General features: G+C 66.5%; 21 protein-coding genes and 1 tRNA gene. 4 read left to right on the plus strand and 18 right to left on the minus strand.

Translation table 11 applies throughout. From position 1 onward, the window contains the following. Positions 1-79: 79 nt before the first annotated feature. From lpxC to KY389_RS11765, 15 genes are all read right to left on the minus strand, one after another. Positions 80-1,024, minus strand: coding sequence for a UDP-3-O-acyl-N-acetylglucosamine deacetylase (gene lpxC, locus KY389_RS11695; RefSeq protein ID WP_219831143.1), 945 nt, complete (start codon positions 1,022-1,024; stop codon positions 80-82). Positions 1,025-1,253: 229 nt separating this feature from the next. Further along, the gene (gene ftsZ / locus KY389_RS11700) at positions 1,254-2,828 is read right to left on the minus strand and encodes a cell division protein FtsZ (RefSeq protein ID WP_219831144.1); all 1,575 of its coding nucleotides are present in this window, start codon (positions 2,826-2,828) and stop codon (positions 1,254-1,256) included. Between the two features lie 222 nt (positions 2,829-3,050). After that, a complete protein-coding gene (gene ftsA, locus KY389_RS11705) occupies positions 3,051-4,385 on the minus strand; it encodes a cell division protein FtsA (RefSeq protein WP_219831145.1) in 1,335 nt (444 codons plus the stop codon). Between the two features lie 18 nt (positions 4,386-4,403). After that, positions 4,404-5,339 carry a cell division protein FtsQ/DivIB gene (locus tag KY389_RS11710; RefSeq protein WP_343222945.1) on the minus strand — a complete coding sequence of 312 codons (936 nt, stop codon included), beginning with the start codon at positions 5,337-5,339 and terminating at the stop codon, positions 4,404-4,406. Further along, positions 5,327-6,217: a D-alanine--D-alanine ligase gene (locus KY389_RS11715; protein ID WP_246588091.1), complete on the minus strand. Its 891-nt coding sequence runs from the start codon at positions 6,215-6,217 to the stop codon at positions 5,327-5,329. The genes KY389_RS11710 and KY389_RS11715 overlap by 13 nt, the downstream gene beginning before the upstream one ends. A 264-nt stretch (positions 6,218-6,481) precedes the next feature. Beyond that, a complete protein-coding gene (gene murB / locus KY389_RS11720; RefSeq protein WP_219831146.1) occupies positions 6,482-7,417 on the minus strand; it encodes a UDP-N-acetylmuramate dehydrogenase in 936 nt (311 codons plus the stop codon). Between the two features lie 31 nt (positions 7,418-7,448). Continuing rightward, a complete protein-coding gene (locus tag KY389_RS11725) occupies positions 7,449-8,216 on the minus strand; it encodes a universal stress protein (protein WP_219831147.1) in 768 nt (255 codons plus the stop codon). Positions 8,217-8,310: 94 nt separating this feature from the next. Continuing rightward, positions 8,311-8,658 (minus strand): hypothetical protein, encoded by a 348-nt coding sequence (locus tag KY389_RS11730; RefSeq protein WP_219831148.1) that lies wholly within the window; start codon positions 8,656-8,658, stop codon positions 8,311-8,313. Continuing rightward, positions 8,655-8,921, minus strand: coding sequence for a DUF2484 family protein (locus KY389_RS11735; RefSeq protein WP_219831149.1), 267 nt, complete (start codon positions 8,919-8,921; stop codon positions 8,655-8,657). The genes KY389_RS11730 and KY389_RS11735 overlap by 4 nt, the downstream gene beginning before the upstream one ends. Then, positions 8,918-10,345 (minus strand): UDP-N-acetylmuramate--L-alanine ligase, encoded by a 1,428-nt coding sequence (murC, locus tag KY389_RS11740; protein WP_219831150.1) that lies wholly within the window; start codon positions 10,343-10,345, stop codon positions 8,918-8,920. The genes KY389_RS11735 and murC overlap by 4 nt, the downstream gene beginning before the upstream one ends. Further along, on the minus strand, positions 10,342-11,427 hold the full coding sequence (locus KY389_RS11745; RefSeq protein ID WP_219831151.1) for a UDP-N-acetylglucosamine--N-acetylmuramyl-(pentapeptide) pyrophosphoryl-undecaprenol N-acetylglucosamine transferase: 1,086 nt from the start codon (positions 11,425-11,427) through the stop codon (positions 10,342-10,344). Before KY389_RS11745 ends, murC begins: the two co-directional genes overlap by 4 nt. Beyond that, positions 11,427-12,590 (minus strand): putative lipid II flippase FtsW, encoded by a 1,164-nt coding sequence (gene ftsW, locus KY389_RS11750; RefSeq protein WP_219831152.1) that lies wholly within the window; start codon positions 12,588-12,590, stop codon positions 11,427-11,429. Before ftsW ends, KY389_RS11745 begins: the two co-directional genes overlap by 1 nt. Before the next feature lie 111 nt (positions 12,591-12,701). Continuing rightward, a complete protein-coding gene (locus KY389_RS11755) occupies positions 12,702-13,568 on the minus strand; it encodes an urea carboxylase-associated family protein (RefSeq protein WP_219831153.1) in 867 nt (288 codons plus the stop codon). 53 nt (positions 13,569-13,621) lie between these two features. Next, positions 13,622-14,365, minus strand: coding sequence for a cytochrome c biogenesis CcdA family protein (locus tag KY389_RS11760; RefSeq protein WP_219831154.1), 744 nt, complete (start codon positions 14,363-14,365; stop codon positions 13,622-13,624). Between the two features lie 122 nt (positions 14,366-14,487). Continuing rightward, positions 14,488-17,010 (minus strand): Rne/Rng family ribonuclease, encoded by a 2,523-nt coding sequence (locus KY389_RS11765; RefSeq protein ID WP_219831155.1) that lies wholly within the window; start codon positions 17,008-17,010, stop codon positions 14,488-14,490. Positions 17,011-17,615: 605 nt separating this feature from the next. On the opposite strand from KY389_RS11765, the gene KY389_RS11770 reads away from it, so the two are divergent. Continuing rightward, the gene (locus tag KY389_RS11770; RefSeq protein WP_219831156.1) at positions 17,616-18,536 is read left to right on the plus strand and encodes a hypothetical protein; all 921 of its coding nucleotides are present in this window, start codon (positions 17,616-17,618) and stop codon (positions 18,534-18,536) included. Between the two features lie 4 nt (positions 18,537-18,540). Here the strand turns inward: KY389_RS11770 and KY389_RS11775 are convergent, their stop codons facing one another. From KY389_RS11775 to KY389_RS11785, 3 genes are read right to left on the minus strand one after another with little or no spacing between them, the layout of a single operon-like run. Next, on the minus strand, positions 18,541-19,206 hold the full coding sequence (locus KY389_RS11775) for an inner membrane-spanning protein YciB (RefSeq protein WP_219831157.1): 666 nt from the start codon (positions 19,204-19,206) through the stop codon (positions 18,541-18,543). Positions 19,207-19,227: 21 nt separating this feature from the next. Beyond that, positions 19,228-20,130 (minus strand): DMT family transporter, encoded by a 903-nt coding sequence (locus KY389_RS11780; RefSeq protein ID WP_219831158.1) that lies wholly within the window; start codon positions 20,128-20,130, stop codon positions 19,228-19,230. Between the two features lie 48 nt (positions 20,131-20,178). Next, complete coding sequence (locus tag KY389_RS11785; protein WP_219831159.1) at positions 20,179-21,219, minus strand: DUF1223 domain-containing protein; 1,041 nt, start codon at positions 21,217-21,219, stop codon at positions 20,179-20,181. 198 nt (positions 21,220-21,417) lie between these two features. On the opposite strand from KY389_RS11785, the gene acnA reads away from it, so the two are divergent. The 3 genes from acnA to KY389_RS11800 all read left to right on the plus strand — a co-directional run bounded on the left by acnA (position 21,418) and on the right by KY389_RS11800 (position 25,057). After that, positions 21,418-24,195: an aconitate hydratase AcnA gene (acnA, locus tag KY389_RS11790; RefSeq protein ID WP_219831160.1), complete on the plus strand. Its 2,778-nt coding sequence runs from the start codon at positions 21,418-21,420 to the stop codon at positions 24,193-24,195. Between the two features lie 167 nt (positions 24,196-24,362). Further along, the gene (phaR, locus tag KY389_RS11795) at positions 24,363-24,923 is read left to right on the plus strand and encodes a polyhydroxyalkanoate synthesis repressor PhaR (protein WP_219831163.1); all 561 of its coding nucleotides are present in this window, start codon (positions 24,363-24,365) and stop codon (positions 24,921-24,923) included. Between the two features lie 44 nt (positions 24,924-24,967). Continuing rightward, a tRNA-Ser gene (locus KY389_RS11800) sits at positions 24,968-25,057 on the plus strand. Positions 25,058-25,929: the final 872 nt, after the last annotated feature.

The raw sequence follows: 25,929 nt of genomic DNA on the forward strand, positions 1-25,929 counted from the left end.
GTTGATTCGGTCCCGTTTTTGTCTCTGCTCTGATGCAGCGAATTGCGCCCTGGGCAAGGCGCGTGCAAGGCCGCCTTGTTTATTCGGCGGCGACGGGCATCCTGCACAAAAGCCCCGCATCGGGTCCATAGGCCGCAACACCGGCACCCGGCAGCCGCCCCGCAAGCGAGGGGCTGCATTCCTCCCACCGCCAGGCAGTCGGATCGGCAAACAGCGCGCGCAGCAAACGGTTCGTCATCGCATGACCCGCGCGATTGGCCTGATAGCGTGCCAGAATCGGCGCACCGGCCAGCGCCAGATCGCCCACCGCATCCAGCATCTTGTGGCGCACGGCCTCGTCGCGGTGGCGCAGTCCGCCGGGCGACAGCACGCGCGCCCCATCCACCACCACCGCGTTCAGATAGGTGCCGCCCAGAGCCAGCCCGGCCTTGCGCATCGCCGCGACATCGGCGGCGCGGCAGAACGTGCGGCTATCGGCCAGTTCGCGCAGAAAGGCGCCGTTGGCCATGTCCAGATGCAGCTCCTGATGCCCGATGGCGGCATCGGTGAAGTCGATGGCAAAGTCGATTTCGAGGTGGTCGCCGGGAACCAGACGCGCCCAGGCCTCGCCCTCGCGCAGTTCGACTGTCCGCAGCACGCGGATTGCGCGCAGGGGTGCGGCCTGGATCTGTATGCCGGCCTTGATGATGCCCGCCACGAAAGGCGCGGCAGAGCCGTCAAGAATCGGCACTTCGGGACCGTCCACTTCGATCATGGCATTGTGGATGCCGGTCCCGGCCAACGCGGCCATCACATGCTCGACCGTCGAGACCGTGGCACCGCCGCCGTTGTCCAGCAGCGTGCAGAGCTTCGAGGGCGTCACACGATCCCACAGGGCGGGGATCAGCGGCTGGCCGTCCAGGTCGATGCGGCGAAAGACGATTCCGTGATCGACGGGTGCGGGCAGAATCGCAAGCTGCGCGGGGACGCCGGAATGAAGCCCGGCACCGGCAAAGCAGATCTTGTGTTTCAGCGTCGCCTGCATGGCTCGCACTCCGAAAGATTCATCCTGACGGGGCGATACCCCATCGTCGGGGATCAGCTAGGCAGAGCCTCCGTTTCATTCAATTAACGATTTGTAACGGGGTGTAACATAGGTCCGGAATCATCGCGGGACGCTTGCATGATATGGCGCAACAGATTGTTTCAGATAACAAAACAGGCCGCTCAAGAGCAGCCTGTCCAGTTCTTCATGCCGGGTATGTGAGCGGGCTTCAATTCGCCTGGCGGCGCAGGAATGCCGGGATTTCTACATTGTCCTTGACGTTATCGGGGCTGGCCAGATCGTCGAAATCCGCCTCTTGCTGGCGGGCGCGCACGGCGACGCGCTCGCTGACACGCTCGGCAATCGACGCCGCAGGCGGTTTCGCGGCGCCTTCGCCGCCGTGACCGGCCATCCGCTCCAACATGCGGCCGAGACCGCTCATCCGGCTGCTGGATTGCTGCGGTTGAGGCTGGACCGCTGCCGGGCGGGTCGTCTGGCCGTGATGTTCGACGGCACGGCGCAGGCGATCCATCACCTCGGGGGCGGGCTGACCCGGACGGGGGGCGCGCGGTGCGACAAAGGCGGATGCGTCATCCTCGATCCGGACGGCATTGGAGCGGGTCGCTTCCTTCGGCTGATAGGCCGGCTGGGGCATGTCATCGTCAGCGCGCGCTTCGGGGGGCTGCGGCGCGGAAACTGACGCGCGGGGCGTCTCGACGGCAGGAGCGGTGCGGCGCGGCGGAACCGGCTCGTCGATCTCTTTCTGCGTCATCGTCGGGTTCTGCGTCAGCGGCGCGGCCATGCTGCGGCGAGGCGCGGGAACCTCGGCCGCGGATACGCCCGCGTCGATGCCGGTCGCCACGACCGACACGCGAATCGAACCTTCCATATCCGGGTCCAGCGTCGAGCCGACGATGATATTGGCGTCCTGATCCACCTTGTCGCGGATGACGTTGGCCGCCTCGTCCAGCTCGAACAGGGTCATGTCGTAGCCACCGGTGATGTTGATCAGCACGCCCTTGGCGCCGTTCAGGCTGATCTCGTCCAGAAGCGGGTTGGCGATGGCGCGCTCGGCCGCTTCCTGAGCGCGATTTTCGCCCGAGGCCTCGCCGGTGCCCATCATGGCCTTGCCCATCTCGTCCATGACGGCGCGCACATCGGCGAAGTCCAGGTTGATCAGACCCGGACGGACCATCAGGTCGGTCACGCCCTTGACGCCCTGATACAGAACGTCATCGGCCATGGCGAAGGCTTCGGTAAAGGTGGTCTTTTCGTTGGCCAGCCGGAACAGGTTCTGGTTGGGGATGATGATGAGCGTGTCCACGACCTTTTGAAGGGCCTCGACGCCCTCTTCGGCCTGGCGCATCCGCTTGGTGCCCTCGAACTGGAAGGGCTTGGTCACGACGCCGACGGTCAGGATGCCCATTTCACGGGCGGCCTGCGCGATGATCGGGGCAGCCCCGGTGCCGGTGCCGCCGCCCATGCCGGCGGTGATGAAGCACATATGCGCGCCCATCAGGTGATCGACGATGTCCTCGATCGTCTCTTCCGCGGCCTTGGCGCCGATCGAGGGCTTGGCGCCCGCGCCCAGCCCCTCGGTCACTTTCGGCCCCATCTGGATGCGCGAGGTCGCACGCGACTGCTGCAGGGCTTGCGCGTCGGTGTTGGCCACCACGAATTCGACGCCTTCAAGCTGCTTCTGGATCATGTTGTTGACCGCGTTGCCGCCCGCACCGCCGACACCAAAGACGGTGATGCGCGGCTTCAGCTCTTCTTCGTCGTTCATCATCAGATTGAGGCTCATGGTTTCCGCCTTTGTCGCTGCTGCCTATGGGCGCGGTCTGCCCGCTCGAATCCCCCGCGTTCGATCGTAACCGTAACCCTTGCCAGCCTTCGCGTCATCCAAAAAACAGGGTTTGGCCGCAAAATCTGGCAGGATTTCCTGCAGGCTTCGGCGGCATCTTGCCAAGCGCGCAGAATATGGTGGCCGCGCCCGCGGCCCGCCATAGAAATAGGGTCGGCGCAATCACCAGTTGTTTCTGAACCAGCGATAGGCACGGCGCAGGGAACGTGCCGGATAGCGGTCCGAGGGTATCTCGAAATCCCACCATTCGTCCTGCGGATGGGCCGCGAACAGCGCCAGGCCGACAGCGCTGGAGAAACTGGGGTCCGTAAACTGATGCGCCAGACCGTCGATTCGCAGCGGCCGCCCGCAGCGGATATTCGGCCCCAGGATGCGGGTCGCCAGCCCATCCAGCCCCGGGATCTGGCTGCCGCCCCCGGTCAGCACGATCTGCTGACTTGGCATGTAATCGAAGCCCGCCACGTCCAGAACCTCGCGGACGTTTTCCAGGATCTCCTCGACCCGGGGACGCATGATGCCGATGACATCGGCGCGGCTGACCTGGCGGCGATCGGTTTCCCAATCGCCGGTCTCGCCGCCCACGTCGATCATCTCGCGGTCGTCGCGGCCCGTGGCCTCGACCCCGCCATTCAGCGTCTTGAGACGCTCGGCCACGGGCAGCGGCACGCGCAACCCCTGCGCGATATCCTGCGTGATCAGATTGCCGCCGATCGGGACGTGATCGGAAAAGATCATGTGCTTGCGAATGAAGATCGTGATGCCCGTGCCGCCACCGCCGAAATCGATGCAGGCGGCGCCCAGTTCCTGTTCATCCTCGACCAGACTTGCGCGGGCCGAAGCATAGGGTGCCGAGGCGATCCCCGCCAGTTCCAGATCGCAGCGGCGAATGCAATGGACCAGGTTGCCGATCATGTCGCCATCGACGGTCAGCACATGCATATCGCAAAACAGCTTGTTGCCGACATGGTCGCGCGGATCGGCAAGGCCCGAGCGGTTATCGACCGCGAAATTCACGGGCTGGGCGTGCAGCACCTCGCGCCCGCGCCCGAAATCGGGCGTCTCGCAGGCGGCCAGGACCGAGGCGACCTCGTGATCGCCGACCTTGCCCGAGGGCAGCGGGATCTCGCCCGCCAGCCCATAGGACGCGGGCCGCCCGCCTGACAGGCAGGCGATGACGTGATCGACGCGCACCCCGGCCAGCTTCTGCGCGGTGGCGACGACGGTGCGAATCGCGCGCTCGGTCTCGGCCATGGTCTCGATCTCGCCCCGGCGCATCCCGCGCGACCGCGTCGAGGCCGCACCGATCACGCGGAAGTTCACCTGCCCCGCCATCGGGCCGATCCCGTCGGTCTCGCGAAAGGTGCCGGTGCCGTCGAAGCGCAGCACCAGACAGGCGACCTTGGACGTGCCGATATCCAGAATGCCGATCACGCCACGTTGCAGGGCGGCCCGGCGCATGTTTCGCATCGCGCGTTGCGTCTGATACAGGTCAGCCATTCGCCTTGCCTCCTTGCTCTAGCTTTCGGTCTCGGGCAGGACGCGACCGTCCGGGCCCAGCAGCGGCAGGCCGCGCGCCTGCCGGATCGTATTGCGCGCATCCACCCCCAGCCGCAGCACAGGCCGCGACGGGTCACGCAGATCGACAACGGTGATATCGCGGCCCAGCATGTCCTGGGCCCGGTCCAGCGCAATGGCGGCCTCCAACGCGGTAACGGCGCCGGTCGCGGGCAGCAGGATGCGCTGGTCGTGGTCCAGCACAAGATCCCAACGTCGCTCGCCCCGCCGCACCAGCCCCCGCACGCGGGGCAGGATCGGGCCCGCCGCGTCGAACAGGGCCAGCGCCTCGGCGGTGGCGCGATCCGCGCCCTCGCCCGAAATCAGCGGCAGGTCCGGGCGCACCTCGCGCGAGGTCACGCTGGCCACGCGGTGCCCGCCCTTGTCCAGGATCTCGATCCCGCGCGCATGGCGCCACAGGATCGCGGGCTCGCGTTCCTTGACGACCGCCGACAGGATGCCGCCGGGACGGATGCGCAGATCGATGCTTTCGACCGCGTCAAGCTGCATCACCTGCAACCGCAAGGCGGGCAGGTCGATCTCGAAACTGGATGCCGGCAGATCGACGGGCAGCATGGCACGCAGCACGCGCTCGACAACGGGGCTCGCCCCTTCGATCGTCATCACACGGACCTGGAATTCCTCGCGGCTCTGGATCTGCGTCACGAGCGAGGCGATGGCATCGGTCAGCCGCACGCGGCGATCCTCGTCAGCCATCCAGAGCCCCACCACCATCGCCAGCACGAAGGCAGGCAGTCCCACCCGCACGACGCGCCGGTAAAGCGGCGTCAGCCACATGCGCTGCAGGCGATAGGTCAGCCGCGAGGGCGCGGGATCGCGCCGCGGCGGGGGCGCGGTCAGGGAGCGGCTTGGCCTGTGGTCGATCACGACCGGCACAGCGCATCCTCCACCATCCACCGCATCAGCGCGGGAAAGTCGATGCCCTGCCGGGCGGCCTGTTCAGGGGCCAGACTGGTCGGCGTCATGCCGGGCTGGGTGTTCACCTCCAGGATGATCAGCCCCGCAAGACCGCGCGTCTCGTCCCACCTGAAATCGGTCCGGGTCAAGCCCCGACAGCCAAGCGCCTTGTGCGCCCGCACCGCCAGATCCAGACAGGCGGCCCGGATCTCCTCGGGGATCTGTGCGGGAACCACATGGCGCGAGCCGCCCACCGTGTATTTGGCGGCGTAGTCATACCAACCTTCGGTCAGAATCTCGGTCACGTCCAGCGCCCGGTCGCCCATGACCGTCGTGGTCAGCTCGCGCCCCGGTGCATAGGCCTCGACCATCACGCGATCCGGCATGTCGGGCGACAGGTCGGGCGGCTGATTGGCGCCATCCTGCACGATATAGACCCCGACCGAGGATCCTTCGTCATTGGGCTTCACCACATAAGGCGGCGGGATCACATGGCGGCGGCGCACCTCGTCGGCATCCGCAATGACACTCTCGACCACGGGCAGACCTGCGGCGCGGAACGCCTCCTTTGCGCGGCTCTTGTCCATCGCCAAGGCAGATGCCAGCACGCCCGAATGCGTGTAGGGCAGCCCCAGCCATTCCAGCAGGCCCTGCACACAGCCATCCTCGCCCCAACGGCCATGCAGCGCGTTGAACACGACATCGGGCGCAGCCGCGCGCAAAAGCCCGGCCAGATCCTGACCACGCGCCTTGTCCAGCACGATCTCGGTTACGTCATACCCCGCCACCCGCAGCGCATTCGCGCATTCGCGTCCCGATGACAGCGAAACCTCGTGCTCTGCCGAGGGTCCGCCCATCAGGACAGCGACCGAGTGGGCTGCCCTGCTCGACCTGCCCGCCACTTTTTCGCCTTTCGCGCCCGGTTGCTCCGGGCTTGCCTGCTGCTGCGCGACCTTTCGGGGCCACGTCATTGCCATGCAGAATACAAGCAAAGCGCGAAGTGCAAAAGCGAAATCTGCCCGCCCCTTTGCCTTGGCCCAAATATCCCGGGGGGAGCCGCGGAACGCGACGAAGGGCAGCAGCGCCCCCTGACCGGCCATGGCACAGAGCAACGCAGATATTCAGGACGGATCCGGCGCAGGGTCGCCGATGCGGATGACCTCCCATTGCAGCTCATGGCCGCTTACTTCCAGCACCCGCCGACGCACCAGCTCGCCCAAGGCTTCCAGTTCGGCAGCGGTGGCGCCTCCGGTATTGATCAGAAAGTTGGGATGCTTTTCCGACATCTGCGCGCCGCCCCAGCTATGGCCGCGCAAACCCGCAGCGTCGATCAGCGCCCAGGCCTTCAGCTCATGGGTGTCGTCTGCCCGGCCGGTCGAGCTGTATCCCGCCGGATTGCGAAAGGTCGAACCCGCGCTGCGATCCCCGGTTGGCTGGCTTGCGTCGCGGCGGGCCAATTGCTCGGCCATGCGGGCATGAAGCGCGTCGGGATCGCCCGGCGCGGCGCGCAGGCGCGCCTCGGTGATCACCCAGCCCTCGGGCAGATGACTCTGGCGATAGCCCAAGCGCAGATCCTCGGGCGCAAGACGCAGGATCCGCCCGTCGCGGGTCACGACTTCCACGTCGATCAGATGGTCGGCCACGTAGCTGCCGTAGCAGCCCGCATTCATCCGCACCGCGCCGCCGATACTGCCGGGGATGGTGCGCAGAAAGGTCAGGTCACGCCCGGCCTCGGCCGCGCGGCGCGCGACCTGTGCATCCAGGGCGGCGGCCCCGGCGGTGACGACATCGCCCGCGATCGAAACCGCGTTGAAGGCGCGGCCCAGCCGGATCACCACGCCCCGGATGCCGCCATCGCGCACGATCAGGTTGCTGCCCACGCCCATCGGAAAGACCGGCACGGCCGGGTCCAGGTCGCGCAGGAAACCGGCCAGATCCTCGCGGTCGGCGGGCTGGAAAAGCCAGTCGGCAGGGCCACCCACGCGCAGCCAGGTCAGAGTGTCAAGGCGGCGATCGGGGATCAGGCTGCCACGCGGACAGGGAAGAACGGCGCTCATGCCCATCTGGTAGCCAGCCCGCCTCACGGCGTCAACCAAGCCCTGCCCTTTGGCGATAGAGCAGAACAGGAATCAGCGCCGCGCGGATCATCGCCGTCGTGGTCGAGCCGATGAACAGGTTGCGGATCCGCGAATGGCCATAGGCACCCATGACCAGCAGGTCGAACCCCTCGTCCAGCACCAGCGGGCGCAAGACTTCCTGCGGCTCGCCGGGCATCTGACGCAGCATCACCCGCAAGCCCGAGGCGACCAGTTCCAGGATCGCCTCGTCGATTGCGACCGAAACGGCGGGCGTCGGCTCTCCGACATGCAGCAGCGTGATTTCCAGCCCCTGAAAGACCGGGCTTTTCGCCATCCGCGCCACCGCGCTCCGCGCCGACGCGCTGCCGTCAAAGGCCAGCAGCACCCGCTGGACCGGCCGGAACGCGCGCGAGGCGACCAGCACCGGCACCGTCGCGCCGCGCACGATGCGTTCAAGGTTGGACCCCAACCGACCCGAGACGAAATCCGCCGATTCGCCCCGTTTGCCCAGCACGATGGCCCGCAGATGAGGCGCGACCGCGCGGATCGTGGCCATCAGTTCGCCCTGCCGCAGATGCACGCCCAGGTCGGCCACGCCATGTGCCTTGATGATGCAGGCGGACTCGGCCAGCAGGATCTGTCCGGCCTCACGCTCGCCACGTGGGGTGACGTGCAACAGATCGACGCCAAGACCCAGCCTTTCGGCCAGCCACGCGGCGTGGCGTGCCACGCTCGGCCCATAGATCGAGCCATCGACAAGCGCCAGGATTCTGCTCATGCATGGACACTCCGGTTCGACATGTCGGAACTATGCCGAGGCGGGGCCGGGTTTTCCATAGGCCGGAACACCCGGTTCAGATCACGACACCCGTTCAGATCAGGAAGGTCAGCGCCGCGACGGCACCGGCGGTCAGCAGTCCCAGGGCGCTGATCGCTCCTGGCAGACCGCGCAAAGGTAGCGGATGGCCGCGCAGGCGCGCAAGGATCAGCCCCGTCGCCACACCCAGAAGCGCGGGCGCCACCGTCAGGGCCTGTGCCATCAGCGCGGCCAGATCATGCATCCCGTCCTGCCCGCGCGTTGCCAGGAAAAGCTGCACGGCGATGGCCGCCAGCAGCACGGACAAGGCCGCCAGAGGCCAATGCATCCGCAGCCGGGCCGAGCCCCATGCGATGAAGCCCGCCCCCAGAAGGCAGGCGGCGCCGATGGCCCAGACATTCATGGCCCGGCCTCGTGGCGCACGGACTCGGGGTCGTTGCGGCGGCGGGTCGGCGGGCGGCCAAGAGCCAGAAGCCCAAGCGCAAGGCCCAGAACGCCCGGTCCCGGCCCCCAACGCAGCGTCAGCCATCCCAGCAGCGGCACCCCCGCAAGAACCAGCGCGCAGATGAACAGCGCGCGCCCCCGCACCGGCAGGCGATGTACGGCGCAGGCCAATACCAGCCACAGCCCCAGACAGGCCAGCCCCAGCCAGGCGGCCGGACTCACGCCGCGCGGCCCTGCAGGCGCATGGGCAAAGCATTCGCCCAGGCCGAAATCGTCCCTGCCCCCAGGCAGACCACCATGTCGCCCGGCCGCGCCTGTTCGCGGACCAGCCGTTCCAGATCGTCCTCGGACAGGATCGCGCGGGCATGGCGATGGCCGTGGGCGATCAGCCCGGCCACCAGATCGTCGCGGCTTGCGCCGGGAATCGGATCCTCGCCCGCCGCATAGACATCGGCGATGGCAACGACATCGGCCTCGTTGAAGCAGGTGCAGAAATCCTCGAACAGGCTGGACAGCCGCGAATAGCGATGCGGCTGGTGGACGGCGATCACGCGCCCATTGCTGGCCTGGCGCGCCGCCTTGAGGACGGCGGCGATCTCGACCGGGTGGTGGCCGTAATCGTCGATGATGGTGACACCGCCCACCTCGCCCACGCGGGTAAAACGCCGCCCGACACCGCCGAACCTGGCCAGCGCCTCGCGGATCTCGGATTTCTTGATGCCGAGATGCCGCGCCACGGCCACGGCAGCGAGACAATTCGACACGTTGTGATCGCCGGGCATGGGCAAGGTGCAGCCCTCGATCATCTCGATCTCGCCGTGCTCATCGGGGCCCTCGCCTTGCAGTGCGATGTCGAAATGCGCGATGCCGTTCTCATAGCGCAGGTTCATCGCGCGGACATCAGCCTGCGCGTTGAAGCCGAAGGTGACAACGCGGCGGTCAGTCAGCTTGCCGACCAGCGCCTGAACCTCGGGGTGGTCGGTGCAGAGCACCGCAAGACCGTAGAACGGAATCCCCGAGGCGAAATTGTAAAAGCCCTGCCGCAGCGCGTCGAAGCTGCCCCAATGTTCCATATGCTCGGGGTCGATATTCGTCACGATGGCGATGTCGGCGGGCAGACGGTTGAAGCTGCCGTCGGATTCGTCGGCCTCGACCACCATCCATTCGCCCGCACCCGCCCGCGCATTCGAGCCGTATGCGTGGATGACGCCGCCATTGATGACCGTGGGGTCCAGCCCGCCCGCGTCCAGCAGGGTTGCCACCATGGTCGTCGTCGTCGTCTTGCCATGGGTGCCGGCGATGGCAATGTTCGATTTCATCCGCATCAGCTCGGCCAGCATCTCGGCCCGGCGGACGACCGGCAGGCCGCGGCGGCGGGCTTCCTCCAATTCCGGGTTGCCCTTCTTGATCGCCGTCGAGATCACGACCACGGCCGCATCCGCGATGTTCTCGGCCCTCTGACCCTCGAAAACCTGGGCGCCCAGCGTTTCCAGCCGGTCAGTGATCTTCGATCGTTTCAGGTCGCTGCCCTGGACTTGATAGCCAAGCGTCAGCAGCACCTCGGCAATGCCCGACATGCCGATGCCGCCGATTCCGATGAAGTGGATCGGACCCAGTTCTCCGGGCAGTTTGGTCGCTGCGTTCATCGCGCTATCTCCTCAACGAGATCGTAAAGACGCCGCGCCGCATCGGGGCGGGCAAGGTCCAGCGCGGCGGCGGCCATGGCGGCGGCCCGCGCGGGGTCGGTCAGGATGGCGCGGATGTCGCGCGCAAGACTTGTCGCATCAAGCACGGATTCGGGATGGACATGCGCCGCCCCGGTTTCCGCCAAGGCCTGGGCGTTGGCGGTCTGGTGATCGCCCGTGGCGGCAGCGAAAGGGATCAGGATCGAGGGCCGCCCGATCACCGTGATATCGGCCAGCGACGAGGCGCCCGAGCGGCTGACGACCAGATGCGCGGCGGCGATCCGCTCGGGCACATCGGTAAAGAAGGGCTGCACATCGGCCTCGATCCCGGCCGCGGCATAGGCGGCGGTGACGGAATCGGCATCCTCGGGGCGGGCCTGATGGCTGACAAGCAGGCGGGTGCGCAGATCATCGGGCAAAAGCGCGATGGCCGCAGGCACCACGCGCGACAGCACGCGCGCGCCCTGGCTGCCGCCGATGACCAGCAGGCGCAGCGGCCCGTCGCCGGGCACTGCATAGGGCGCACCTGCCTGCGCCAGAACGGCAGCGCGAACCGGGTTTCCGGTATGGGTGCCGCTGACCCCGGCGGGCAGGTCGGTCGGCCAGGTGCCGCAGGCGACGCGATGAACGCGGGGCGCAAAGAGGCGGTTTACCCGGCCCATCACCCCGTTCTGTTCGTGGATCATGCGCGGCAGGCCCATCAACCTGGCGGCGGCCAGCGCGGGAATGGTCGGATAGCCGCCAAAACCGATCACAACATCGGGCCTTTGCCGGACAAAAGCGCGCCGCGCGGCCAGCACTCCGGCCGCAATGCGGAAGGGCGCCGCCAGTTTGCCCGCGATCCCGCCGCGTGCGGTCGTGGCCGATGGCACGACCTGACGGACAACCTCGGGCGGGAAGGTACCGGCATAGCGGGCACCGCGTTCATCGGTGGACAAGGTGACCTGCCAGCCCTCGGCCAGCAGCAATTCGGCCAGGGCCTGTGCCGGGAACATATGGCCGCCGGTGCCCCCGGCGGCGATCAGCGCGCGTTTGCCCGACATCAGCGCCCCCGCCGCAGGATTGCGGCCAGCTCGCCCTGAGGCCGCGTGCGGGTCAGCGCCAGAAGCATTCCCATCGCGATCCCCGAGGCAATGACGGATGAACCGCCATAGCTGACGAAGGGCAGCGTCATGCCCTTGGCGGGCAACAGGCGCACCGCGACGCCCATGTTGATCAGCGCCTGCACGCCGAAGGCGCAGGCCAGGCCCGTCCCGGCCAGCCGCGCAAAGGCGTCGCGTTCACGCAGCAGCCGCAGCAATGATCGCGTGACGATGGTGCAGTAAAGCGCGATGATGACCAGCACGAGGACAAAGCCGTATTCCTCGGCCGCGACGGCGATGATGAAATCGGTATGCGCATCCGGCAGCGACCATTTCACGCTGCCCTCGCCCACGCCGACGCCGAAAAATCCGCCCTCCTGAATGGCATTGGTGGCATAGCCGATCTGGGTGCGCGGGTCGATTTCCGAGGACAGGAAACCGTCGATCCGCCGGGCGAAATGCTCGGACGAGCCATAGGCAAAGATCCCGCCCATCAGCGCCAGCCCGGCCACGCCCAACAGCAGGACCATCGGCGCACCGGCGACGAAATACATGACCAGCCACGAGAACAGCACCAGCGCAGCCTGCCCGAAATCGGGCTGAAGCGCCAGAAGCACCACGACGACTGCCGCCACGCAAAACGAATAAAGCCGACCCGCAGGCCCGCCCACCTGCTGGCTGGCCGCCATGAACCAGGCGCATAGCGCGACGAAGCCGGGTTTCAGGAACTCCGAAGGCTGCACCGATACGAAGCCCAGAGACAGCCAGCGCGTCGCACCCTTGCCGAAATCGGTGCCGACGAAGGGCAGCGCGACGATCAGGACGAAAGACGCCAGAAAGCCCAGCACCCCGATCCGCCGGATCTGGCGCGGCGACAGCATCGAGATGACCAGCATCACGACCAGCGCCAGGCCGCCGAACATCGCCTGACGCTGGACATAGAAGAAGCGCGGCAGGTTGTTGCGTTCGGCCAGGGGCACCGAGGCCGCCAGCCCCAGAAGGATTCCGGTCGCGAACAGCCCGAACACGCAGGCCAGCGTCCATTTGTCCAGCGTGCGCCACCAGCGCGGAAGAATCGGGTCAGCCGCCCTTGCGGGCGTAGTGCCGAAGACCATCTCGGTCATGGGAATACCGCCGTCACTGCCTCTGCCTGTCCGGTTTGCCCGGATCTGGGGCCGAGACTAACGCGAAATGCGACCACGCGCCACAACCGATTCCGACAGCGGCGGATCTTGTCACCCCCCTGCCCCGTGGCTGCGGTCATAGCGGTTGACCTGCGGCCTCTGCCAACCCCGCGGAGGGGCGACGGGGCGAAAGACCTCGACCAGCAGCGGATGGCAGGCGGCCTGGTCCGAGGAATGGACCGTGCCGCAATCGCCGCCCGGACAGGCCGACAGTGCGCCCAAAAGGTCGATCTCGGCAAAGAATTCAAGGTAATCGCCGGGCCGCACGGGGCTGGCCTTCATGAAATACTGCCCCGTATCGCGGGTGAAGCCCGTGCACATGAAGACGTTCAGCACGTCATGAACCAGGGGCTCGGCCTCGGCCAGGGGCAGCCCGCGCGCCTCGGCCAGGGCGCGGGTCAGGTTGGAATGACAACAATGGTGATATTGCCCGCCATCCGACAGCAGGTTGTGCGTATAGGGATCGCAGCGCGTGCCGATCACGTCATGCACGCTGCCGCCGAAGGCGTCAAAGCCATACCAGTCAAGGCTGTCATCGGTGATCGTGGCCATGGGCCGCAGCGTCGGGAAGCCCGACCACATCCGGTCGCCGGTGGACAGATGCGTGCCGTGCAGGGCGCGCGTCTTGCCGGAATAGAAGCGTTCGGACAGATCGGCCGACCACAGGTTCAGATCGCCCACCTGCGGCCCCTCGACCGAGACGATGCGGAAGAAATGCCCCGCCGGCACCTCGAAACAGCGCGCCTGCCGCGCGGGAACCAGCACCTGCGCGAGGCGCTGCCAGCCCTCCCGCGCGGCGCGCAAGGCGGCCAGATCAGGCGGGGCGAGGCCATCCACGGGATAGCAGATCACCGGTTCGACGGCGCGGCGCGCATCGGCATCGGCGGGTGCAGCATGTTGGGGGTTTTGCGGTTTCATGGCTCCTCCTGTCAGAGCCATCGTGGCACGGAAATCGGCCGCGTAAAGGGGCCTCAGCCCAAGGCCGCCAAGGCCGGGAAGGTCTCCAGCAGCCAGAAGCTGAAGGCCGAGAAGGCGCCGGTGATCAGCATGACCCCGACCACGACCAGAAGTGCGCCCATCGCGCGCTCGATCACCCTGAGATAGGGCTTGATGCGGTTCATCAGCCCGATGGCGCGGTTGATGAAGATGGCGGCCAGCAGGAAGGGTATCCCCAGCCCCGCCGCATACACCGCCAGAAGCGCGGTGCCGCGCGACAGCTCGCCCCCCGTCGCGGCAAGAGTCAGGATCATGCCGAGCTGCGGGCCGATGCAGGGCGTCCAGCCAAAGGCAAAGGCCAGACCCAGCACATAGGCCCCCACCGCCCCGCCATCCTGCCGCCCGGCATCCAGACGCGCCTCGTGATCCAGGATCGGGATGCGGATGATATGCAGGAAGTGCAGCCCCATCACGATGACCATGACCCCTGCCACCTGCGCCAGCGTTTCCTGCCAGGCCAGAAAGGCGCGACCAAAGGCCGAGGCGGCGAAGCCCATCACCAGAAACACCGTCGAAAGGCCCAGCACGAAGAACAGCGCCGGCAGGACCGCGCTGCGTTCGCGGGCCCTGAGACCATTCACCCCCACCCCGGTCATATAGGCCAGATAAGGCGGCACGATGGGCAGCACACAGGGCGACAGAAACGACAGAACCCCCGCCAGCAAGGCAACGAAGGCGGCAGGCAGAAAGGCGGCGGTGGCAAGTTCGATTCCCAGCATGGCGGCACGTTACGGTATGAGCCGTCGGATCACAGGGGGGAAACGGGTCACGGATGCGTGGGCGGTCCAACCCAAAAGGGGCGCGAAGCACGCGCCCCCTGCTGGTTTGAGATGGCGCGCGATCAACTGCCCACCATCCACCATCCGCGCCGCTTGGGTGCGGCGGTTCTGGTTGCCGGCTCAGGCTGATTCGCGGGCTCGGGCTGATTCGCGGGCTCGGGTCGGTTCGTGAGCTCGCCCTGGGCCACGGCCTCCGCCAAGGCAGGCTCGGGCTGGGCGGCCTCGGCTGTGTCTGCCGCCTGGACCGGCTCGACGACGGGTGTCTCGACAGGCTCGGCGACCGGCGCATCGGCCGGGTCGGCGGCGGCGGATGCCTCGACAGGCTCGGCAACCGGCGCACCGGCCGTATCGGTGGCGGTCTCGGCGGGCGCCGCTGCGGCGGTCGGAATATCGGCATCGCGCGAGCCGTTCACACCGGGCAGTTCCTCGGCGCGCACCTCGTCGCCGGTCTCGGCCAGATCGACCACCTCGGGCAAAGGCGCGGCCTCGGATTGACGGCGTGAACGCGACCGGGATCGAGACCGCGACCGGCCCGACGCTTCGCCCTCGGGCTGCGCTTCCGATTCGCCGCCCACGAGCTGAGGCGCAGCAGTCTCGTCTGCGACCGGATCGCGGGCCTCGTCGTCCTCGGCAAGGCCTTGCGAGCCGGCTTCGGAGGATGCGCTGTCCTGGATCTCGGGGCGGTCCGACTTCCTGCGGCGACGACGGCGACGGCGGCGCGAGCGGACCTCGCCGCTCTCGTCCTCGGCGGCGGGCGGGTTGGCCGCAGCGGCCTCGATTCCATCCTTGTCGGCAGCGGCCTCCTGGATCCGGTCCTCCTCATCGTCGATCCGGGCCATCAGTTCGGCATCCATCGACAGCGGGACGTGGCTGGCCTCGGCGACAGGGCGGGTCGCGGTCTTGAACTTCTCGATAGCGTAATCGGGCGAGACCAGCGAAGGATCGGCCTCGACGCGGACCGACATGCCGTAGCGGGTTTCGATCCCCGCGACATGCTCACGCTTGGCGTTCATCAGGAAATTGGCGACGGCCACCGGCGCCTTGACCAGCACCTCGCGCGAGCGTTTGCGCGTGCCTTCCTCTTCGACCGCGCGCAGGATGGTCAACGCAAGGCTGTCATCGCTGCGGATCAGCCCGGTGCCGTGGCAATGCGGACAGGGCTGTGTGGTCGATTCCAGCATCCCCGGACGCAGGCGCTGGCGCGACATTTCCATCAGCCCAAAGCCCGAGATGCGACCGATCTGGATCCGGGCGCGGTCGGATTTCAGCCGCTCCTTCATGCGCTTCTCGACGGCGGCGTTATTCTTGCGTTCGTCCATGTCGATGAAGTCGATCACGATCAGGCCGGCCAGATCGCGCAGACGCAATTGGCGGGCGATCTCGTCGGCGGCTTCGAGGTTGGTCTTGAGCGCCGTCTCCTCGATCGAGCCTTCCTTGGTCGCGCGCCCCGAATTCACGTCGATGGCGACCAGCGCCTCGGTCACGCCGATGACGATGTAACCGCCCGATTTCAGCTGCACGACAGGATTGAACATGGACGCCAGATAGCTTTCGACCTGATAGCGCGCGAAAAGCGGCTGCTGATCGACGTAATGCTTCACGTTCTTGGCGTGGGACGGCATGATCATCTTCATGAAGTCCTTGGCCACGCGATAGCCGCGCTCACCCTCGACCAGAACCTCGTCGATGTCCTTGCTGTAAAGATCGCGGATGTTGCGCTTGATCAGGTCGCCTTCCTCGTAGATCGCCGTCGGCGCCACGGATTTGAAGGTCAGCTCGCGGATCTGTTCCCAGAGCCGCAGCAGATATTCGTAATCACGCTTGATCTCGGTCTTGGTGCGCTGGCTGCCGGCGGTGCGGATGATCAGGCCCGCGCCCTTCGGCACGTCGAGTTCGGCCGCAATCTCTTTCAGCCTCTTGCGGTCGGCGGCATTTGTGATCTTGCGGCTGATCCCGCCTCCGCGCGCGGTGTTGGGCATCAGGACGCAATAGCGGCCCGGCAGCGACAGATAGGTGGTCAGCGCAGCGCCCTTGTTGCCGCGTTCTTCCTTGACGACCTGGACCAGCATGATCTGCCGGACCTTGATCACTTCCTGGATCTTGTAGCGGCGGGCGCGCGGACGGCGGGGCGCGTGGAGCTCCTCGGTCACGTCCTCGTCTGCGACGGATTCGATCTCGTCATCGGCATCCGCCGCCGATTGCGCAGTTTCGTCGTTCGCTTCGTCGTTCGCATCGACGGTTTCGGCAGCCGGGTGCTTGCGGGCACGGGCATTTTCTTCGGCCTCGGCCTCTTCGGCCTGGGCGCGTTCCTCGGCCATCAGTGCCTCGCGGTCGGCCGCGGGGATCTGGTAGTAATCGGGATGGATTTCCGCGAAGGCCAGGAAGCCGTGGCGGTTTCCGCCATAATCCACAAAGGCCGCCTGGAGCGAGGGCTCGACCCGCGTGACCTTGGCCAGATAGATATTGCCAGAAATCTGGCGCTTGTTCACGGTCTCGAAATCAAATTCCTCGACCCTGTTTCCATCGACCACGACCACCCGAGTTTCCTCGGCATGGGTGGCGTCGATCAGCATTTTCTTTGCCATTCGGATGTCTTTCGCGCAGGCGCCTTGCGGGCGGTGCCGGTAGCACGCCGCAGAGCGGGCTGCGTTGTGATGAGGACGCAGGCAGCGCGCCGGACGGGACGACGGGGCCGGTCGGGCGCTTTGCCCGCCGGTGATCCGACATGTCTTCCTGCGCGCGCGTCATCGCGTCTGTTCCTTCAAAAGGCCCGACGGTCTTCAGGGACCGGCTGGACCGCTGTCTGTCAGCACCTCCGCGCGCGGTCAGCGCAGACAGAGGGCGGGTTTTCCGCGGGACACACACCGCCTGCCCCTGAGGGGACTGGACCAGAGGTGCCGCGCTGCGAAACTGTCGGCGCGAGAGGCGGCCCGATCCTGCAGGTCGCGTCGCGCGTATCCCCAACATAGAGGCGAAGCATCCCATGTTTCAATGCGGAATCTGGCAACAGCGGGTGAAGCCCCCTTTGACTGCAACCGATGCGCGAAAGTCGGTCGAAAGCCGCCGCCCCTGTCGGCGTTGAAGGCGTTGCCGGGCGACGTGCAACGCCGACACGCTGCATTAACACATCCTTCACGGCGCTGTCGCAGGCTCGTGCCATCAGCCTTGCAGCAGATGACAGGAGACCGCGATGCCCGTGATCCGCGTCAATGCCGGACATGCCCCGCCGCAAAGGCTGTGGAAGCTGGCCGCGGAACTGCCCTCTGGGGCGCCGGTGGTCGTGATGGTCCATGGCTATCGCTATTCGCCCTCGCATCCGCGCCACGATCCGCATCGTCACATCCTGTCGTTGAACCCCGAGCCGGGCGCAGCACGGGTCGCGTCCTGGCCTCGGGGTCTGGGCTTTGCCCCCGAGGCGCAAGCGCCCGGCCTGGCCGTGGCCCTGGGGTGGGAGGCGCGGGGGGCACTTGGGCGCGCTTATCTGCGCGCGGGCGAGACAGGGGTAGAACTGGCGCGGCTGGCGGGCGATCTGGCGCAGGCCGCCGGCCGGCCCGTGGCGCTGATCGGGCATTCGCTTGGCGGGCGGGTCTGCCTGTCGGCCCTGGCCGGGGCCGAGGCAGGCAGCCTGTCGCGTCTGGTTCTGCTGAACGCCGCCGCCTTTCGCGACGAGGCCACCGAGGCGCTGGCGCGACCCGCCGCCGCGCAGGCCGAGATCCTGAACGTCACCTCGCGCGAGAACGATCTTTTCGACTTTGCGTTGGAACAGATCCTGGCGTTTGGGCGTCGCCGCGCGCTTGGCTTGGGGCTGGGCGGAGCCGCCCGCAACTGGCTGGACATCCAGATCGACGACGCGGCGGTGCTGGACGCGCTGGAAGCTCTGGGCTTTCCGACCGAGCGGCGCGCGGCCCGGCTGTCGCACTGGTCCTCCTATCTCCGGGGCGGGCTGTTCGATCTGTATCGTCGGGCGCTGTGCCAGCCGCGCGAATTGCCGTTGGCGCTGTTGCGCAACCATCTGCCGCAGGATCACCAGCCCCGCTGGACGCGCCTCTGGTCGGTGCCGGACGGGCTGCGCCGCTCGCGACCGGCGGCCACTGCCCTACCCCTGCGCTGACGGATCAGCGTTCGCTGTCGGCCGGCGCCGCAGCCTTGGCTGCGGCCTCGTCCTCGGGCAGGGCATGAGCCTTGAACAGGCCCGCATTGCCCATCAGGAAGGCAAAGATCAGGATAGGCTGGCCGAAGGTCTCGAACCAGACCCAGGTCGTTTCGGACATGGTGCGCCAGACGATCTCGTTGCCGATGGCCATGGCGGCGAAGAACAGCGTCATGCGGATGGTCAGGATGCGCCAGCCTTCGGGCGTCATGGGCAGCGCCTCGGACAGGACCGCGCCCAGCCAGTTCCGGCGCAGCAACAGGCCCGTGGCCAGAATCCCCGCAAACAGCGAAAAGACGATCGTCGGCTTGATCTTGAGGAAGCGCGGATCGTTCAGCCACAGCGTCAACCCGCCGAAGACCGTGACAAGGATCAAGGTCGCCACCTGCATCGGTGCCAGTCGGCCGGTCAGCCGCCACAGGATCAGAAGCGCCACGATCATTACCGGCACGAAGACCAGCGTGGCCAGCACGAAGCCGCCATATTCACGCCCCAGCAGCACGACATTCTGGTCGCGGTAGAGCATGAACACCGTAAAGAACAGGATCAGCGGCCCGAATTCCAGCACCGTCCTGACCCAGGGCTTGACCACAGGCCGGGGGCTGGCCGGTTGCACCTTGTCCTGCTTCATCGTCTTTGTCCGTTCCTGCCCTCAGCGGGCTCCAAATTCCACCACCAGCGCGCCAAGCGCGATCAGCGCCATCAGCGCAGTCCTTTGCGCGCCCACCTTTTCGCCCAGCACGGCCCAGCCCACAAGGGCGGCGAACACGGTCGAGGTCTCGCGCAGGACCGCCGCGCGGCCCACATCGTCGATCCGCGTCGCCAGCATGATCGAGCCGAAGCTGGCAAAGGCCACCAGCGCCCCGAAACCGCCGCGCGCCGCAAGGGGCGCGATCTCGGATCTGGGCAGCGCACGCAGTCTCCGCAAGGTGAAAAGCGGCATGAACAGCGAATCCAGCAGGAAGAACCATGCCAGGAACGTGAACGGGTTCTGCGCCAGACGGATGCCCCAGGCATCATAGGTCGTGTAGAGCGCGACCATCCCGCCCGTCACCATCGCCCAGGCCAGCGCCGGAAGCAGCGTGTCGCGCCCCAATGTCAGCTTGCGCAGGTTGTGACCCGCCAGCCCGAATATGCCGCCGACCAGCAGGATCAACCCCGCCCATTGCAGCGCGTTGAACCTTTCGTCGAAGATCGCCATGGCGGCCAGGACCGCGAAAAGCGGCGCCGAGCCGCGCACGACCGGATAGACGACGGTGTAGGCGCCGCGCTGATAGGTCATCGCCTGCGCCAGCTTGTAGGCGATGTGGATGACCATCGCCCCCGCCAGCACCGGCCACAGGGCGGGTTCGGGCCACGGCACCACGAACAGCGCGAGGGGCAGCGCCATCAGCCCGTAACAGATGTCGATGGCGGCGCGGCTGACCCAGGGATCGTGCCGCCCCTTCTGCAGCGCCCCGAACAAGGCGTGCAGGAAGGCCGCCGACAGGGCCAGCACCGAGGCGATGCGGGCGCCCTCGGGCGTGCCGGTGATCTGGGCGATCCAGTCGGTCATGCCCGCCTCGTGACCGGAATTTGCACCGACTGCTAGCCCAGAGGCAGATCAGTCCAGCCGGATCGCCGCAAGAATGGGGCCAGGAAGCCCGTAAGGCATGAGCATCTGCTGCACCAGCAGCGCGTGGCGCGTGTCGGGAGGCTGGTCGCTGGCGCTCTCGCCGGGGCGAATTGTCAGGCGCAAAGGCGCAGTCCCGTCCCATGCCGCCAGCGTCTCGACCGACTGGACGATATTGACATGAGTGACGACACGGCCGCGATTCTCGCCTGCGGTTACCTCGACCTCGCGTTCGGGCAGGTAACGGACCATGGACACGTCAACCCGCCCGCCCAGATCGGAAAGCGGCGTGATCTCGATCGCGCCGTTCAAGCCGTCGCCCTCGCGCTGGACGGTGACCATGGCCGGGCGATAGCGCGCCGCGTCGATCAGCCCCATCATCTGCGCCGGGCCGGGGGCCAGCGCCGTATCGCGCCCCGCGACGATCATCTGCGGCGTATAGATCGACCGCTCGCCCGCTGCACGCGCATAGGCTTCCTGCCGGGCGGTGAACTCGGGGCGGGCGAAGATATCTGCCCAGCCAAGATAATCCCAGTAATCGACGTGATAGGCCAGCGCCAGAATCTGCGGATCCTGCGCCATCATCGCCAGCATCGCCTCGGCTGGCGGACAGGACGAGCAGCCTTGCGAGGTGAACAGCTCGACCACCACCGGCAGGGCCGCGGCCTGCGGCATCGCCCTGACGGCAGGCGTCTGGCCGTCGGCGCCCGAAAAGCTGTTGAACGCCGGCGCCGCCCGCTCGGAGAAGGCCACGCCGGGCGCCGTGCGGCCCGGATAATCGGGCGCCGAGATGACCGGCGCATGATCCGCAGCGGGGAGATCGTTGGAAAACCCGTCTGACAACGGGTTGCCGGGCGTTTCGGCCGCGATGCTGTCGTCCGACCCATCGGCGGGCATGTCGGAAAGCGGTTGGGCCGTCAGCGGCGTCGCCCACAAGAGCAGCGCCAGAACCGCTGCCGCGGCGCTGACACCCTGCCGGGCAGCCTTCAAGCCCTGGTTCTGTCGGGTCTGCTTCATCACGGCGATCTTCATAGCCAATCCTTGCGGCCAGGAACAATCAACGCTTTGTCAAGCCGAGCCCCGAAAGTCCTCAGTGCCTCTTGAGCAACAGCCAGCCATATGGTATGCGATTGCATACAATCTTGTGCCACCGCCCTTGCGCTATGCCCTCCGATGGGGCAAAGCAGGGGCACGCCGGACCCATCCATTCTTGCAGACAGGGAGGCCCTGATGCCCATCCAGACCGGAATCGACACCGCCAGGACGCGCCGCACGCTGAAAGCGGGCGCTGCCAGCGTTGATTATTACTCGATCGCCGCCGCCACCGAGGCGGGGCTTGGCGATTTCTCGAAACTGCCGGCCTCGCTCAAGGTCGTGCTGGAGAACATGCTGCGCTTCGAGGATGGCGGCCGCACCGTTTCGGTCGATGACATCAAGGCCTTCGCGCAATGGGCGACCGATGGCGGCAAATCCAGCCGCGAGATCGCCTATCGCCCGGCCCGCGTGCTGATGCAGGACTTCACCGGCGTGCCGGCGGTCGTGGACCTTGCCGCCATGCGCGACGGCATCAAGGCGCTTGGCGGCGACCCGCAAAAGATCAACCCGCTGAACCCGGTCGATCTGGTCATCGACCATTCGGTGATGATCGACGAATTCGGCACGCCTCGCGCCTTCCAGCGCAATGTCGAGCTGGAATACGAGCGCAACATGGAGCGTTACACGTTCCTCAAATGGGGTCAAAAGGCGTTCAACAACTTCCGCGTGGTCCCGCCCGGCACCGGCATCTGCCACCAGGTGAACCTTGAATACCTGGCGCAGACCGTCTGGACCGACACCGACCAGGACGGCAAGACCGTGGCCTATCCCGACACGCTGGTCGGCACGGACAGCCACACGACCATGGTCAACGGCCTTGCGGTCCTTGGCTGGGGCGTGGGCGGCATCGAGGCCGAGGCTGCGATGCTCGGCCAGCCGATCTCGATGCTGATTCCCGAGGTCGTCGGCTTCAAGATCACCGGCGCGCTGAAGGAAGGCGTGACCGCCACCGACCTGGTGCTGAAGGTCACCCAGATGCTGCGCGCCCATGGCGTCGTCGGCAAGTTCGTCGAATTCTACGGCGAAGGCCTGGACCACATGCCGCTGGCCGACCGCGCGACCATCGCCAACATGGCCCCCGAATACGGCGCGACCTGCGGCTTTTTCCCCATCGACGGCGAGACGCTGCGCTATCTGCGCCAGACCGGCCGCGACGAGGACCGCATCGCCCTGGTCGAGGCCTATGCCAAGGAAAACGGCTTCTGGCGCACCGCCGATTACGCGCCGGTCTATTCCTCGACGCTGGAGCTGGACCAGAGCACGGTCGTCCCTGCCATTTCCGGTCCGAAGCGCCCGCAGGACCACGTCCCTCTGACCGAAGCCGCCAGCGCCTTCGGCGACTATATCCGCGGCCTGCGCGCGGCGCCCTCGGTCCCGGCCAGCGAAAAGGCCAAGATGACCGCCGAGGCGGGATCTCCCGATCCGGCTCCGTCCGAGATCCCCGGCAATGACAAGCACATGACCGAAGCTGTCGTCGAAGGCCAGGATTACAAGCTGCGCGACGGCTCGGTCGTCATCGCCTCGATCACTTCCTGCACCAACACCTCGAACCCCTACGTGCTGATGGCTGCGGGCCTCGTGGCGCGCAAGGCGCGCGCGCTGGGCCTGACCCGCAAGCCTTGGGTCAAGACCTCGCTGGCCCCCGGCAGCCAGGTCGTGGCCGAATATCTTGAGGCGGCAGGCCTGCAAGAGGATCTCGACGCGCTGGGCTTCAACCTCGTGGGCTTCGGCTGCACCACCTGCATCGGCAACTCGGGTCCGCTTCAGCCGGAAATCTCGAAAGCGATCAACGACAATGACCTGGTCGCCGTGTCGGTCCTGTCGGGCAACCGCAACTTCGAGGGCCGCATCTCGCCCGACGTGCGCGCGAACTACCTGGCCTCGCCGCCGCTGGTTGTGGCCTATGCCATCGCGGGCGACATGAACATCGACGTGACAAAAGATCCGCTGGCCCATACGCCGGACGGCAAGCCGGTCTATCTCAAGGATCTCTGGCCAAGCTCGAAAGAGGTGGCCGATCTGGTGGACACGATCGTCACCCGCGAGATGTTCCAGAAGAAATATGCCGACGTGTTCAAGGGCGACGAACGCTGGCAGGCGGTCGAGATCACCGACAGCGAGACCTATGACTGGCCGGCATCCTCGACCTACATCCAGAACCCGCCCTATTTCCAGGGCATGTCGAAAGAGCCGGGCACGATCAGCGACGTGAAGGGCGCGCGTGTCCTGGCGCTGCTGGGCGACATGATCACGACCGACCACATCTCGCCCGCAGGCAGCTTCAAGCCGACCACCCCGGCCGGCAAGTATCTGACCGAACGCCAGGTCGCGCCCAAGGATTTCAACAGCTACGGCTCGCGGCGCGGCAACCACGAGATCATGATGCGCGGCACCTTCGCCAATATCCGCATCAGGAACGAGATGCTGGACGGCGTCGAGGGCGGGTATTCCAGAGACGCCGACGGCAATCAGACCTCGATCTATGACGCCGCGATGTCCTTTGTTGCTCGGGGCACGCCGCTGATCGTCATCGGCGGCATCGAATACGGCGCCGGGTCCTCGCGTGACTGGGCGGCCAAAGGCACAAGCCTTCTGGGCGTCAAGGCGGTCATCGCCGAAAGCTTCGAGCGCATCCACCGCTCGAACCTGGTCGGTATGGGCGTCATTCCGTTCGAGTTCACCGGCGGCGACAACCGCAAGACGCTGAACCTGAAAGGCGACGAGGTGATCTCGATCGAGGGTCTGTCGGGTGACTTCAAACCGCTATCGCTGGTGCCCTGCACGATCACCTATGCCGATGGCACGGTGAAGCAGATCCAGCTGAAGGCCCGCGTCGATACCGAGGTCGAGATCGAGTATCTCAAGAACGGCGGTGTGCTGCATTACGTGCTGCGCAACCTCGCCGCCGCCTGATTCCCTGGCCTGCATCCTGCGACCCCCGGCGCCCTGCGCCGGGGGTTTCCCTTGCCGCGCCCCTGCCCCTTTTTCCCCATGTGACGGGTTGAAGTCTCGGCTTTTTTCTTTTGCCTTTTCCGGTCGCAGCTTTCATCATGCCTGAACGGAACAGCAAGGAAGCCGGAATGGCCACACAAGACGCGCCACTGCTGATCAAGCGCTATGCCAGTCGCAGGCTCTACAACACCGAGACCAGCGATTACGTCACGCTGGAGGATATTGCGTCGTTCATCCGCGACGGGCGCGAGGTCAAGATCGTGGACCTGAAGTCCGGCGACGACCTGACGCGTCAATACCTGCTGCAGATCATCGCCGAGCACGAGAGCCGGGGCGAGAACGTGCTGCCTCTGGACGTTCTGACGGATCTGGTGCGCAGCTACGCCACGAATGCGCAATCGGTCGTGCCGCAATTCCTGGCCGCCAGTTTCGAGTTGCTGCGCGAGGGACAGTCCAAGATCATGGAGAACATGGCCTCGATGCCGAATCCGATGGCCAACATGCCCGGCTTTGACGCGCTCCAGCGCCAGCAACAGATGTTCCTCAAGGCGATGATGGGCGGCTGGCGCGGCAGTTCCGGACCAGAGCCTGACCGGGAAGAGGCGCCCACGGACTCGACCGACAGCGACGACATGGAAGAGATAAAACGTCAGCTCGCAGAGCTTCAACGGCGGATTTCACGCCTGTGAACAGTCTTGCACCCGTATCGCAGAGCGGCTAGACGGACCGCATCGGAGCGGTGGCCGAGTGGTCGAAGGCGCACGCCTGGAAAGTGTGTAGGCGGGAAACCGTCTCGAGGGTTCGAATCCCTCCCGCTCCGCCATTTCAGTCATTTAAGCGGCTGATTTCATTGAAAAAGCCGAAAATCGTGCCCCCAGGATATCCCCCACTTCGACAAGGCCTGCCCCGGAATATGCCGGAAGCGAAAGCCCCGCCAGCGATGGGCGGTCAGGGTTCGGGCTGCAATCGGCTCCAATGCCCCGAGGTTTCCGCGCCAGCGGCACCGGGGTTCGATATTTGCTCTTTCGCTTCGCGGCCCAGCCGTGAAATGTCAGCAATGCTTGCCCATAAGCCGCAAGAAAACCGGAAGCCCGTTCGTCGGTCCCCGCGCGTGGAAAGTCCGCCTCACTGGCACCGGATGGGCACGGGGTGATTTTCCGAAGTGTGGAATTGAGAAATTTACCCCGCCGCCGGTCCCGATGCAAAAAGGTTCCGAACTTTTTTGATACCCCCCGCATCGCAGCACCGGCCCGGCTACCGTCAGCGGGGGTTGCCCGGTCATGGCGCGCCCCCCTCCGGCTGTTCCCATCGCCCGGTTACGGCGTTCCAGTGTCGCCCGCGCGGCCCGTGGCGTTCCCATTCGGTCAAGCGCCGCCACGTCGCCAACGACACAACGCGCCCAGTCCAGGTTCGCGGGAATAGGCCCATGTCGCAGGCGGTCCCGTGCGGGAAGCCGTCCGGGCCAGGGTCCAGCCCTTCGGCCCGAGCCGGGGGCGCGGGGTCCGGCTCCGGGCGCGGGGGCGTTGCGACACTTGCGACACTTGCGACACAGGAAGGCGGTTTCCGGGCTTCGGGGGGTTGCGACACTTGCGACACTTGCGACACTTGCGACACGGGGCGCGCCGCCGGGGCTTGTGTCGCAGTTGTCGCAGAAGTCGCAGGGGGACGGCCTTCGATTTCGGCCAGCTTCGCGCG

Origin of the sequence: Paracoccus bogoriensis (assembly GCF_019431455.1) — a bacterium.
GTDB lineage: Bacteria > Pseudomonadota > Alphaproteobacteria > Rhodobacterales > Rhodobacteraceae > Paracoccus > Paracoccus bogoriensis.

Bases quoted from the DNA above. Each gene is read 5' to 3' on its own strand.
- KY389_RS11760 (WP_219831154.1), bottom strand. From the start codon at position 14,365: ATGCTGGGAATCGAACTTGCCACCGCCGCCTTTCTGCCTGCCGCCTTC.
- KY389_RS11765 (WP_219831155.1), bottom strand. From the start codon at position 17,010: ATGGCAAAGAAAATGCTGATCGACGCCACCCATGCCGAGGAAACTCGG.
- acnA (WP_219831160.1), top strand. From the start codon at position 21,418: ATGCCCATCCAGACCGGAATCGACACCGCCAGGACGCGCCGCACGCTG.
- ftsW (WP_219831152.1), bottom strand. From the start codon at position 12,590: ATGACCGAGATGGTCTTCGGCACTACGCCCGCAAGGGCGGCTGACCCG.
- ftsZ (WP_219831144.1), bottom strand. From the start codon at position 2,828: ATGAGCCTCAATCTGATGATGAACGACGAAGAAGAGCTGAAGCCGCGC.
- KY389_RS11715 (WP_246588091.1), bottom strand. From the start codon at position 6,217: ATGGGCGGACCCTCGGCAGAGCACGAGGTTTCGCTGTCATCGGGACGC.
- KY389_RS11755 (WP_219831153.1), bottom strand. From the start codon at position 13,568: ATGAAACCGCAAAACCCCCAACATGCTGCACCCGCCGATGCCGATGCG.
- KY389_RS11780 (WP_219831158.1), bottom strand. From the start codon at position 20,130: ATGACCGACTGGATCGCCCAGATCACCGGCACGCCCGAGGGCGCCCGC.
- KY389_RS11785 (WP_219831159.1), bottom strand. From the start codon at position 21,219: ATGAAGATCGCCGTGATGAAGCAGACCCGACAGAACCAGGGCTTGAAG.
- KY389_RS11770 (WP_219831156.1), top strand. From the start codon at position 17,616: ATGCCCGTGATCCGCGTCAATGCCGGACATGCCCCGCCGCAAAGGCTG.
- KY389_RS11775 (WP_219831157.1), bottom strand. From the start codon at position 19,206: ATGAAGCAGGACAAGGTGCAACCGGCCAGCCCCCGGCCTGTGGTCAAG.
- KY389_RS11745 (WP_219831151.1), bottom strand. From the start codon at position 11,427: ATGTCGGGCAAACGCGCGCTGATCGCCGCCGGGGGCACCGGCGGCCAT.
- ftsA (WP_219831145.1), bottom strand. From the start codon at position 4,385: ATGGCTGACCTGTATCAGACGCAACGCGCGATGCGAAACATGCGCCGG.
- KY389_RS11725 (WP_219831147.1), bottom strand. From the start codon at position 8,216: ATGAGCAGAATCCTGGCGCTTGTCGATGGCTCGATCTATGGGCCGAGC.
- murB (WP_219831146.1), bottom strand. From the start codon at position 7,417: ATGAGCGCCGTTCTTCCCTGTCCGCGTGGCAGCCTGATCCCCGATCGC.
- KY389_RS11730 (WP_219831148.1), bottom strand. From the start codon at position 8,658: ATGAATGTCTGGGCCATCGGCGCCGCCTGCCTTCTGGGGGCGGGCTTC.
- lpxC (WP_219831143.1), bottom strand. From the start codon at position 1,024: ATGCAGGCGACGCTGAAACACAAGATCTGCTTTGCCGGTGCCGGGCTT.
- murC (WP_219831150.1), bottom strand. From the start codon at position 10,345: ATGAACGCAGCGACCAAACTGCCCGGAGAACTGGGTCCGATCCACTTC.
- phaR (WP_219831163.1), top strand. From the start codon at position 24,363: ATGGCCACACAAGACGCGCCACTGCTGATCAAGCGCTATGCCAGTCGC.